Here is a 10715-nt window from a genome sequence, read left to right as displayed (position 1 = left end):
CCGACCAGGCAGCGACCGAACCAGTGAACCTGAAACCACGTCAACCCGCCATGACCAGCTAGTCATCCACTCCCACACAGCGGGGGAACCTCAGCTCGAAGACCCTGACCTGCCGGTCGCTACCTGGGAACGGTGGAAGGACCCGGAGTTCAGACAGGCCGCCGACGAGTTCCTGATTGAGCACCGGCGGGAGCTGATGACGGCAGAGCTGCGCGAATACGAGGCGCGGGCTGAACGCCACCGCCAGGAGCGCCTCGCCCGCAATCGGGATCGGGCGGCCTGGTCCGCGGCGGTCACGTCGAAGCTCAACGGCCTTCGAGTCGGCGAGTACCGGCTCGTCGTCGCCCGGGATGCGGACACCCTGGCCCGGTGGGGATCACAGCTCAACAACTGCATTGCTGACTACGCGGACACGCTTGACCTGGACGTCTTCGTCGGTGTGCTCGACGACGGCGGTCGCGTGCGGCTCAACATCGAGGTCGAACAGGAGCACGGCGTCTGCCAGTTTCTCGGCACCAACAACCGTGACGCGATCAAGGAGCTGGGGGAGGAGACAGCGCAGCAGGTGCTCGGCGCGATCACCGGCCTCGGGATTCCGGTGGAAGAGCACGCTCTGGGTGTGCGGCTCCTCGTGCTGCCGGGCCAGGACACGGCGGTCGTGTGATCGAGACATCCCCGGTTGCGGCTCTGGGCCGCAACCGGGGATGTCTCCTTCCTGTGCCGAACACCGCGTCGACCAGGGTGTGGTGCTGGGCCTGCAGAGAGGAGTACTGCCATGCACGACATCCGCAACCAGCTGGCCGTCATCACCCGCCAGCACCAGTTCGCAGGCAACGAGGACACCGCGCGGTGCGCTGCCTGCGGCGTCACCGTCTGGTATCGCCGGACCCCACACCATGAGCCCGGCCCACGCGGGTATTTGGAGTGGTACGCCCCCGATGTAGGTACTCAGAATCCGCGTCATGTTCTCGCGAGTGACGGCTTTTGAACAGCACTTATGACGCGATGCTGAGAGTCCCAGCTCAGGTGATCACATACCCTTTCGGGTGATCGAAAGAGTATGTGATCATTCATGCCCCCAGTGTCCGTGTAACTGTCCTGCTATCAAGGTCAGTTACAGGGGCACTGGGGGGGCAGATGGTGGCCATAGAGGCTCCCGAGTTGTCGGTGACAGCATGATCGAGGCCCACCGCTGGTGCTGTCAGGCCCCGGATGTCTGGTTCTGTTCCGGTTTCCAGGTGGCGGTGACCGTCAGGTGTGCCTGTCCGCTGCCACTGACGATGCCGAGTTTGAGGTCGTGTCCGAGCTGAACGCCGAAGGTGACGGACACTTCGGCGGGTGGGGTCGCCCCTGTGGTGATCGCGTCGTGCACGTCCTGGACCAGTGAGCCGAGGGGTTGCAGCGTCGTACGCAGTGCGTCGGCGGCGACGGCGGCGGCCGTCCGCCTTCGCCTGGCGACCGGAACGAGCGGGCCGATGCCGTCCGGTGCCTGCTCCGCGTCGGAGGCGGGACGCTCCGCGGGCTGGATAAGGAAGTGGACTGTGGTCCCGTCCGAGAGAGCGAAATCCTGTGAATCGTTCATGCGGGTCATTCTGCGGGAAGGACCCCGGCCGGACAGCGGTGTTGCCGGACTCGGTCACAGGGTCTTCTCGCGTCTCCAGGTCAGGCGCAGGGGGGCTGTGCCGGGGTCCCGTCCGGCAGCAGTTCACGCTCAGCGGGGGTGTAGTCGCGGTCCGCGACTTTGCACAGGGTCCGGAACTGGGTTTCGGGACGCAGGTCGAAGGTCCGGCGTCGCGAGGTGAAGGATTCCTTCACCTCTCCGAGGTACACCGTCAGGCGGCTTCCCCACACGGAGGCAGCCGCTCCTTCAGGAACGTTCAGCGTGGCGGAGTCGCCGGCATCGGCCAGGTCATGGATCGTCACCCGGCCTTTGCTGTAGGTGAGGACCCGGTCCCCGTCACTGACGCCGATCACGTACCCGTCCACGGAGCTGGACGCGCTGCCGGGCAGCTGCTTGCGCCCGTCGACATCCCACACCCGGACCTTCCTGTCGCTGGTCTGGACGGCCAGACGGGAACCGCGCTCGTCGAAGACGAGAGGACCGGTCGATGGGTCATTGCTGGTGGAGAACATCGCTGCGATCGGGAGCCCTGACAGGGTCGAGAGGTGCCGGGAGGCTCGAAGGTCCCACAGCAGGACGTCACCGAAGCTGGCGCCGCGCCGGGTCACCGCCGCGACCTGACCAGGGTGGTGAGGCCGGGGGACGAGCCGGCCCCGAGTGAAGACCTCGTCGAAGGAACCGGCGCCGGCCCGGTCGGGATCGGGGTGGGCGGGGATCGGCTTTGTCAGGAGGCTTGCGTCGGCGGCGTCGATAAGGGCGAGGCGACCGTCGACCGTGAGCAGTGCTATCTCGCTGCCACCCAGGGCAGCGACTTCCTCCACCTCGCCGTCTTCGGCCCCCTGTTCCTTCTCCGCTGCCTTCGCCTCGGGCAGCACATCGTCGAGTGGCACCTTGTCCTTCAGGTTCCGTACCGGATACGCGGCGAGGAGGTTGCCCTGCCTGCTCCACACCACGACCCACTGCGAATCTGCGGTCCAGGAGGGCACCCAGGGCGCCGCGTTGGCAATGAACGGAAGCGGCACGGACTGCCGCTGGGTGCCGGACGCGTCCACGACCTGCAGGCTGCGAGCGTCCGCGATGGCCATGAAGCTCCGGTCCGGGGACATGCTGGTGGCTGCGTTGCTGTTCGTGGCTGTGAACTGTCCGCGGTCGTACCGTTCTGCGCGCACGATCAGGAGCGCGGTGCCGAGCGGCGCCAGGACGACTGCCTCACCGTCGGCGCGGGGCACCACCGCGATGCCAGCACCTGAGAGGTCCGTGTCGCGGGCGCTGGGAATGCGGGCGATATGGGCTTGCCCAGTGCCGAGGTCGGTCAGGATCTTCTCGTCGTAGAGCCCTGCGTCAGTGCCGCTCGAGGAGTCGTCCGACGACACATGGAAGCGTCGGGTGCTGTCCGTCAGCCCGGTGACGTAGGGCAGCTTGGTATGACGGCCAGGGGTGGTTCCGAGAGGCTGCGAGTACGCGGTGTCCCCGTCCTGACGGATGAGGAGTTCACCACCGGCGTCCAGCCTGAACCCTGAGCCCAAGCTGTTGTCAACGGTGGCGGTGTACCGCAGCCGGGACGTGCGGAGGTCTCTGATCTCGACCCGCTCGCCCTTCAAGCCGGAGGTGTAGCTGATAGTCGCAACGGAATCCGGGTCGGAGGTGAACGCCGCCTCCCGCACTCCTCTCTCGGGGACGAGTCCGTCCGGTACGTGGATGCGAGCACCCGATTCGGTCTCCCATGCCTCGGCGAACGCAGGCGGGCACTTCGGGAGCGGGGAGCAGCGGGACGAGGACTTCACAGTCAGCAGGAGCCGCTTGCTGTCGCTGCTGAAATCCAGAGTGCTGGTCACCGCTCCGGCCGACGGGTGGACTACGGACAGCTGCTCGGGGCGAAGGGAACCGTCCAGTCGCCACAGGAGTACGACGTCGGACGAGCTCGCAGCGGCGAAGAAGCGACCGTCGGGGCTGAGGGCCTGTTTGTGGACCAGCCCTTTCGGAACGCCGCTCAGCTCCCGTGCGCGTGGCGTGCCGCTCAGGGCGCCGGTGACCACGGTGAACCTGGGGTTGTCGCTGCTTCGCATCGAGGTGACCACCAGCACGCGACCATCCGGGGTGGACCTCATGTCCGTGGCACGCCCCTTCCAGACCGACGGGTGGCTGGCCAGCAGGTACTGTCCGCGGACGTACTGGTTCAACAGGACCTGGCGGGTCGTGGCAGTCGGCCGGGCGTTGTAGGCGGCCAGCGCGAGTTGCAGTGCCGTGGCGGGATCGTCCGACGAGCGCGCCTCGGATACCTGGGCGAGGATGCCCGCAGCCTGGAAGCGGAGCTGCTGTTCGGCACGCTGCAGGCCACGCCAGGTGGAGAGCGCCAGGACGACGGAGAGCGCCGTGAGCGTGGCGAGCACTCCCACCGCGGCCCTGCGCGCGCGAATCCTGCGCCGGGAGTGGCGGTGGCTCAGCTGGATGTAGGTGCGCTCCTCGGCGGAGACGTCCTGGCTGTGTCCCTTGAGCTTGAGGTCCGCCTCGGCCAGGTCCGAGCCGCTGAGCAGACGCGCAGGATCGCTCCTCTGCGCCTGCCAGCGGCCCACATCAGCGCGCAGCTGCTCCTGCCAGGCACGGAAATCCCGGGACTCCACCAGCCAGGTCCGAAGGAGCGGCCAGAGTTCGGTCAGTGCTTCGTGTGCCAGGTCGACGATCTCCTCCTGCCCGGATTCCCCCGGGGCGTGCGAAAGGACGAGGAGTTTCCCCGATCGGGTCAGCTCGCGGACGAGTTCGAGGAGTTCCGGAGCGAGATCGGTGGTGCGGGCGGGCCTGCGGACGAAGGTGTCGCCGTCACCCGGCCGGGCCAGCTGCGCGAATAACCGGGGAGCAAGCTCTTGCTGCTTCCGTGTCAACTGGGCGTGGACGCCGTTCGCATGTCCAACCAGGGCCCCCGCTATGCCTCCGAACGCGTCGTAGGCGGCATGGGTGAGCATCGAGCTGCTGCGCTGGTGCCACAACTCGGTCAGGGCGAACTGGACCAGCGGCATCCGCCCGGGCTCGTCGCCCGCGTCCGCGACGATCCTCTCGGGCAGTCCCGGCTCAAACCATAGCCCCGGCATGGCGTCGATAGGAGCAGTCACCGCGAGCCTCAAGTCGTCGTCGCTCAGTGGGGCGAGGAACCGCACGGCATCACTGACGACGTCGGACGTACCGACCGTCACCAGTGCGTCGAGGGAGTCGGGACGCGCCGTGGCGACGACCCGCAGGGCTGCCGCACCCCGTCGGCCGGCGAGGACGGAAAGCATGCGGAACAGCTCGCACGCCTCGTCAGGCACGGCTCGTGCGTACTCTTCGAACTGGTCCACGAAGAGCACGTGCCCGGCGCTCGGGCCGCGGGCCAGGATCCGTCCCCGCAGCGCCGCGAGGATGTCCGGGCCGTCGGCGAGGAGCCAGGCCAATTCCTCGGTCCTGACGAGGCGTTCGATCTCATTGAGCCCCGGTTCCAGGACATCGGTCAGCACGTGGGCGAGGACGGAGGTCGCCCGGGCGCCGGGGACGGGACGCAACTCGGACACGCCGACACCGTGGTCCCGTAACCGGGGCAGCACCCCGGCCCCCACCAGGGAGGACTTCCCGCATCCTGAGGGCCCGACCACCAGTACCAACGGCCTCTGCTCAAGAGCCTCCAGCACCCGGGTGGTGTCGGTGTCACGACCGTGGAAGAACTGCGACTGATCCTCGGTGAAGGGCTCCAGGCCCTGGAATGGGCAACGTGCCGGCATGATGTGCTCGTCGATCAGATCGGCCGACGGCAGCAAATAGGCGGTGCTCTCCCCTCGGTGCGCGGCGACGGTCATGCCGACGACCCCGCCCTGGGCGTCGTCCCACACCGGGGACCCGCTGAATCCTTCCGTGATACGGGGCCCGGGCAGGTGTGCCTCCATCTGCAGGAGCCCCGCAGCCATGCCAGCGCGCAGGGTGCCCCGCACCCAGACTCCGTGATCCGCACCATCCGGGTGTCCGAACGCACGGAACGGGTGCTCCCAGACCTCGGTGCCGTCGACGAGCCCCACCGGCCTCGCGCCCTCGACGGGCCGGTCGAGCCGCAGCAGCGCGACATCGGCTCGCCCGTGGCGCCAGGAGACCACGCTTGCCCGCGCGGAGGGGCGGACGGACAGGAGCGGGAAGTCGAGACCCACCGACCCGCCAGGGGCCTTGTCCACGGGCGCCGGGAGATCCAGGGCCTCCTCGACGACGTGCGCGCAGGTGCACACCAGGTCCGCGGCAATCAGGAATCCGGCACCGGCCACGTCCCCGTGAACCGAGAATATCCGCACCTGCGAGGCATCCAGGACGTCACTCCGAAACTCCGCGACCATGGCGCTGCTCCCTTCCCGCCCGGATGACATACCAACGATCCACCGCCATCACTGGAAAGACAACTTGCCGCGCTGGTAACGCTGTTGGTGTCTGGGGGCGCGCGTCGAACGCCGAGGCGTGCCAAAGCTGTCGGTGCCGGTGCGAGCGCGCCGCAGGTTCAGCAGGCCCACGGGAACCGGTCGCGACAGATGCGGCGCTCGTTGGCTCGGGCTTCGTTACCGCCGCGGGCGGCTGGCTAAGCGATTGCCGCGTTCTCGACAACCTGGAGCAACGGGGGCTCTCGGAGGCCGCTTCCTTGGCCCTGGGCACCGGGTCTGCAACCACTATGTCGGCAAGCCCGCCCCGAACGGTGCCCAGCAGAACCTCATCACCTGCTTCGACTCCCCCTGGGCAACTACAAGTGCAACTGCGGATGCGGCAATCCCATCAGCCGGGGCGACATCCTCCCCGGCCACGACCAGCAGCCATCCACGAGAGGATCGCCCGTGTCGGCACCGTGCTGGACTTCATCGCCTGGTTCGACCAGACCTGGAAGCCCGAGGAAGCCCAGGAAGGCGAAGCCGCGTGAGGAAATGCCACCGAACTGAGACGCAAACCGCGGGACATCTGGTGAGACAGCAGCACGAGCAGCAGGTCACCGCGGTCCCGAATGACACCGGCGACGCGAACCTACACCCGACGGGCGACGCTGGACGTCCTTCCCTTGTGGCGACACGTTGATGTACTACCCGGACAACAGCGCGCCCTCCTGCCCTCCCCAGGGAGTCGAAGCTCTGTGCCCGTGGGAGGACAACGCACATCGTTACGGTGGTACGTGGGGTGACGTGCAGTTCGACACAGCGATGCGCACTTGGTGCGAGCGACACCAGGTGGCCGTGGCCGACTGCACTGAACCGGGCCCGTACTGCCCGGGGATGCTTGCGCACGAGAACGGTGAAGAAGGCCAGCCTGGGCCGTGCACCGGCTGGGAGAACTCGTGCCGCTTTATGTGCCCGGCCTGCTGTGGTGACACCCCCGACGTGTGGGGCTACGACGGCGACTACTGAAGGCGGCCGTGGCCGCAACCCGTGCGCCGGGGCCCGCTTTTTCCTGAGCAAGTGATCCGTGGCCTCAGATCCGGGGCGACTTCGTACGCGGTGAAGGCATGGCCGCATGCACCCCGCTCACTCAGCGTGGCCGAACTACCGCCAGCGTGAACACTCTGAGCAGTACACCAACACCACCTGACACACGAAGGAACACCAGATGTCCATTCCCACGTACGGACCGGCCACCCCGCAGATGGAGCCGTCCACCACGGTGTGGCTCGTGTGCAAGGGCACCGACCCAGGGGCCCCCCTGTGCGACTCCGAGAGCACGGGCCGCGCGTACGCCGAGACAAGGTACCGGGAGGATGAAGACCCGGACGAGCCGGCCGCTTTGCGCTGGGACGAGTACGGGGAACTCCTCGACGACACCGACGAGGAGTTCCCCGAGACGGGATGGCGCGTCGAACTTTCTCCAGACTTCGACGTGTCTCATGAGACACGTGGTCCAACTCGTGCCGTAGCCGCATCCGATCTCCACTGCTCGGCTGCCCGCCGGGAGCGGGCCGTCGGCCAGACGTAGCAGGGCCGGGACTTCGTAGAAGCGTTGCAGTGCGCGGCGGGCGGGGTTGTTGACTGCCGCCTTCTCGATCCGGTTCATCAACATGACGACCCCGATAGATGACATCGCCCTTCGACGCTATCATCGTTTCATGACGATGAATAGCGCGGCGGCCGGGGGCTCGGCCACCACCTCGTGCGGGGCGCCATCGGCAGCGGTGGCCCTGTTCCGCTCCCTCGGCGACCCGGCCCGCCTGGCGATCCTGATGCGCCTGGCCCAGGGCGAGGCCAAGGTCGTGGACCTGGTCGCCTGCGTGGGCCTGGCCCAGTCCACGGTCTCCGCCCACCTGTCCTGCCTGCGCGACTGCGGCCTCGTCGACTCCCGCCCCCAGGGCCGGGCCTCGCTGTACTTCCTGGCCCGCCCGGAACTGCTGGACCTGCTGGCCTCGGCCGAGCAGCTGCTCGCGGCCACAGGCGAGGCGGTTGACCTGTGCCCCACCTACGGAACCGGCGCTGCGGTGCCCGCACCGAAGAACGAAGGAAGCGACCGATGAGCGACGGGTGCGGCTGTGGCGACGAGAAGAAGACCGCCGAGGGCGAGGAGGAGCGCGAGCCGGAGAAACTGTGGGAGGTCACTGAGCTGCGGGCTGCCGCCGTGGCCGGTGTCCTGCTGCTGGCCGGGCTGATCGCTGGCTGGTCAGGCGCCTCCGACACGGTGGTCACCGTGCTCAACGCGCTCGCCCTCTCGGTCGGTGCCTGGGCCTTCGTGCCGTCCACCCTGCGTCGGCTGGCCAAGGGCAAGGTCGGTGTCGGCACGCTGATGACTATCGCCGCGGTTGGCGCGGTCATCCTCGGTGAGGTCGGCGAGGCCGCCATGCTGGCCTTCCTGTACTCCATCAGCGAGGGCCTGGAGGAGTACTCCCTGGCCCGCACCCGGCGCGGCCTGCGCGCCCTGCTGAACCTGGTGCCCGAGCAGGCGGCCGTGCTGCGCGACGGCACCGAGCAGACCATCGCGCCGGCCGAGCTGCGCATCGGCGACACGATGGTGGTCAAGCCCGGCGAGCGCATCGCCACCGACGGCACCATCCGCACCGGCCGTACCGCGCTGGACGTTTCCGCCATCACCGGCGAGTCCGTACGAGTGGAGGCCGGGCCCGGCAGCGAGGTGTACGCGGGTGCGATCAACGGCACCGGCGTGCTGGAGGTCGAGGTCACCAGCACGGCCGCCGACAACTCCCTCGCTCGGATCGTGAAGATCGTGGAGGCCGAGCAGGCCCGCAAGGGCGCCAGCCAGCGCCTCGCCGACAAGATCGCCAAGCCGCTTGTGCCCGGCATCATGGTCGCCGCCGCGCTGATCGCCCTCGTCGGCTCCCTGCTGGGCGACCCGGCCATCTGGATCGAGCGGGCCCTGGTCGTGCTCGTCGCCGCCTCACCGTGTGCGCTGGCGATCTCCGTGCCGGTCACCGTGGTCGCCGCGGTCGGCGCGGCCAGCAAGCTCGGCGTCTTGGTCAAAGGCGGCGCCGCCCTCGAAGCCCTCGGCGCCGTACGCACCGTCGCCCTCGACAAGACCGGCACCCTGACCCGCAATCAGCCCACCGTCGTCCAGGTCTCCGCCCTCGACGGCCGCAGCCGCGACAAGGTCCTTGCCGTGGCCGCCGCGCTGGAGGCCCGCAGCGAACACCCCCTGGCCAAGGCCATCCTGGCCGCCGCCCCCGAAGTACCCACCGCCACCGACGTCGAGGCGGTCACCGGTGCCGGCCTGACGGGACGCTTGGACGGCCGGCCGGTGCGGCTTGGGCGCCCCGGCTGGATCGACGCCGGGCCGCTGGCCGCGGACGTCACCGCGATGCAGAACGCCGGGGCGACCACCGTCCTGATCGAGGACGACGGCCAGGTGATCGGCGCCATCGCCGTGCGCGACGAACTGCGCCCGGAGGCCGCCGAGGTCATCCAGCATCTGCACGCGAGCGGCCTGACCGTGGCCATGCTAACCGGCGACAACGAACGCACCGCCAAAGCCCTGGCGGCCCAGGCCGGCATCGACACCGTTCACGCGGACCTGCGCCCCGAGGACAAGGCCCGCATCATCGGCGAACTTCGCGCCCAGCGGTCCACCGCGATGGTCGGCGACGGCGTCAACGACGCCCCGGCGCTGGCCACCGCCGACCTGGGCATCGCTATGGGTGCCATGGGCACCGACGTCGCCATCGAGACCGCCGACGTCGCGTTGATGGGCGAGGACCTGCGCCACCTGCCCCAGGCCCTCACCCACGCCCGCCACGCCCGCCGGATCATGCTGCAGAACGTCGGCCTGTCCCTGGCCGTCATCATCGGCCTGATGCCGCTCGCCCTCCTCGGCGTCCTCGGCCTCGCTGCTGTCGTCGCGGTCCACGAGCTCGCCGAGATCGTCATCATCGGCAACGGCGTCCGCGCCGGGCGCGCCAAGCCGCTGCCCCCGGCCCCCGTACCTGCCCGCGAGAATGCGCCCGTACCGGCCGGAGCCGTCGCATGACGCCCGGCCGCACCGTCGCCCGCCCGGCAGCCACCGCTGCCAGGCGGGCCCGACGCCGCCTGGGCCTGCTGCTGGTAGCCGCCGCGTTCGCCGGAATCGACCTGGGCCTCAAGGCATGGGCCACCACCGCCCTCGACGGCCAGCCGATCGAGGGCGGGCCGGTGGACCTGCAACTCGCCTACAACCCCGGCGTCGCCTTCTCCGTCGGCGCGAGCGCACCCGGCTGGCTTGTGCTCGCCGTCACCGGGCTGATCACCGCCGGCGTGGCCGTCGCCCTGTGGCGCACCGCGCCCGCCGGGCGGCGGCTGTGGGGGATCGCGCTCGCCGTGATCCTCGGCGGCGCCGTGGCCAACTTCATCGACCGGGCCGCCGACGGCGTCGTCACCGACTACCTGCATACCGGCTGGTGGCCCACCTTCAACCTCGCCGACGCCTTCATCGTCCTGGGCGGCCTCACCATCGTCGCCCTGTCCTTCCGCGAGCCCGCTCCCAGGACGGACGCCTCGGACGAACAGGAGCGGATCTACGAGATTGACGGTGAGGACGGCACCGCCGAGCGGTAGAGCGGCAATGCCATTCCGTATCGGCGGTCAGAGTGGATACATGAAGCTGTAGGCGCCCTTGACGGGGAGGAGGTGTCTAAACCCTC

9 protein-coding genes are annotated in these 10715 nt (G+C 69.0%); 7 read left to right on the top strand and 2 right to left on the bottom strand.

Annotated elements, in window-relative coordinates; translation table 11 throughout:
- A partial coding sequence (locus tag ACFC79_RS36620) for a PcfJ domain-containing protein (RefSeq protein ID WP_376249377.1) occupies positions 1–664 on the top strand: 664 nt, incomplete at its 5' end.
- 111 nt (positions 665–775) lie between these two features.
- Positions 776–988: a hypothetical protein gene (locus ACFC79_RS36615; RefSeq protein WP_376249376.1), complete on the top strand. Its 213-nt coding sequence runs from the start codon at positions 776–778 to the stop codon at positions 986–988.
- A gap of 213 nt (positions 989–1201) precedes the next feature.
- Here ACFC79_RS36615 and ACFC79_RS36610 read toward each other — a convergent pair whose 3' ends face one another.
- On the bottom strand, positions 1202–1582 hold the full coding sequence (locus ACFC79_RS36610) for a CU044_2847 family protein (protein WP_376249375.1): 381 nt from the start codon (positions 1580–1582) through the stop codon (positions 1202–1204).
- Positions 1583–1662: 80 nt separating this feature from the next.
- Positions 1663–5967 (bottom strand): trypsin-like peptidase domain-containing protein, encoded by a 4305-nt coding sequence (locus tag ACFC79_RS36605; protein ID WP_376249373.1) that lies wholly within the window; start codon positions 5965–5967, stop codon positions 1663–1665.
- A gap of 413 nt (positions 5968–6380) precedes the next feature.
- On the opposite strand from ACFC79_RS36605, the gene ACFC79_RS36600 reads away from it, so the two are divergent.
- From ACFC79_RS36600 to lspA, 5 genes are all read left to right on the top strand, one after another.
- Positions 6381–6536: a hypothetical protein gene (locus tag ACFC79_RS36600; RefSeq protein ID WP_376249371.1), complete on the top strand. Its 156-nt coding sequence runs from the start codon at positions 6381–6383 to the stop codon at positions 6534–6536.
- 677 nt (positions 6537–7213) lie between these two features.
- The gene (locus tag ACFC79_RS36595; protein WP_376249369.1) at positions 7214–7576 is read left to right on the top strand and encodes a hypothetical protein; all 363 of its coding nucleotides are present in this window, start codon (positions 7214–7216) and stop codon (positions 7574–7576) included.
- 130 nt (positions 7577–7706) lie between these two features.
- The gene (locus ACFC79_RS36590; RefSeq protein WP_376249367.1) at positions 7707–8108 is read left to right on the top strand and encodes an ArsR/SmtB family transcription factor; all 402 of its coding nucleotides are present in this window, start codon (positions 7707–7709) and stop codon (positions 8106–8108) included.
- Positions 8105–10066 (top strand): heavy metal translocating P-type ATPase, encoded by a 1962-nt coding sequence (locus tag ACFC79_RS36585; RefSeq protein WP_376249366.1) that lies wholly within the window; start codon positions 8105–8107, stop codon positions 10064–10066. Before ACFC79_RS36590 ends, ACFC79_RS36585 begins: the two co-directional genes overlap by 4 nt.
- On the top strand, positions 10063–10629 hold the full coding sequence (gene lspA / locus ACFC79_RS36580) for a signal peptidase II (RefSeq protein WP_376249364.1): 567 nt from the start codon (positions 10063–10065) through the stop codon (positions 10627–10629). The genes ACFC79_RS36585 and lspA overlap by 4 nt, the downstream gene beginning before the upstream one ends.
- Positions 10630–10715: the final 86 nt, after the last annotated feature.

Origin of the sequence: Streptomyces sp. NPDC056061 (genome assembly GCF_042266885.1) — a bacterium.
In the GTDB taxonomy this organism is placed as follows: Bacteria; Actinomycetota; Actinomycetes; order Streptomycetales; family Streptomycetaceae; genus Streptomyces.
This window is presented reverse-complemented; position numbering and strand designations above follow the sequence as displayed.